General features: G+C 65.4%; 1 protein-coding gene. It reads right to left on the bottom strand.

Annotated elements, in window-relative coordinates; all coding sequences use genetic code 11:
- On the bottom strand, positions 1–598 hold a 598-nt coding region (locus IEY94_RS24100; protein ID WP_189172374.1), incomplete at both ends, for a non-ribosomal peptide synthetase.

Here is a 598-nt window from a genome sequence, read left to right as displayed (position 1 = left end):
GGTGGTGCGGATGCGGTTGATGAGGCGGGTGGCGAGGAGGGAGTGTCCGCCGTGGTCGAAGAAGTTGTCGTTGGTGCCGATGTGGGGGAGTCCGAGGACGGCGGCGAAGAGTTGGCAGAGGACGTGTTGGCGTGGGGTGCGGGGTTGGGTGGGTTGGTGGTTGGTGTGGTCGGGTTTGGGGAGGGCGTGGTGGTCGAGTTTGCCGTTGGGGGTGAGGGGGAGTTGGTCGAGGGTGATGAGGGTGGTGGGGATCATGTAGTCGGGTAGGTGGGTGGTGAGGTGGTGGCGGAGGTCGGTGGTGTTGATGGTGGTGTGGGGTTGGGGGATGAGGTAGGCGACGAGTTGTTTGTTGTCGGGTTGGTCTTCGCGGACGATGGCGGCGGCTTGGCGGATGTGGGGGTGGTTGGTGAGGGTGGTTTCGATTTCGGGGAGTTCGATGCGGTAGCCGCGGATTTTGACTTGGTGGTCGGTGCGGCCGTGGAAGGTGAGGTTGCCGTTGGTGTCCCAGCGGGCGAGGTCGCCGGTGCGGTACATGCGGGTGCCGGGGGTGTGGGGGTTGGCGGTGAAGCGGGTGGCGGTGAGTGTGGGTTGGTGGAGG

Source organism: Pilimelia anulata (genome assembly GCF_014647895.1).
Taxonomy (GTDB): Bacteria; Actinomycetota; Actinomycetes; order Mycobacteriales; family Micromonosporaceae; genus Pilimelia; species Pilimelia anulata.
The sequence above is the reverse complement of the archived record's forward strand: the minus strand, read 5'-3'. Positions and strand labels throughout refer to the sequence as shown.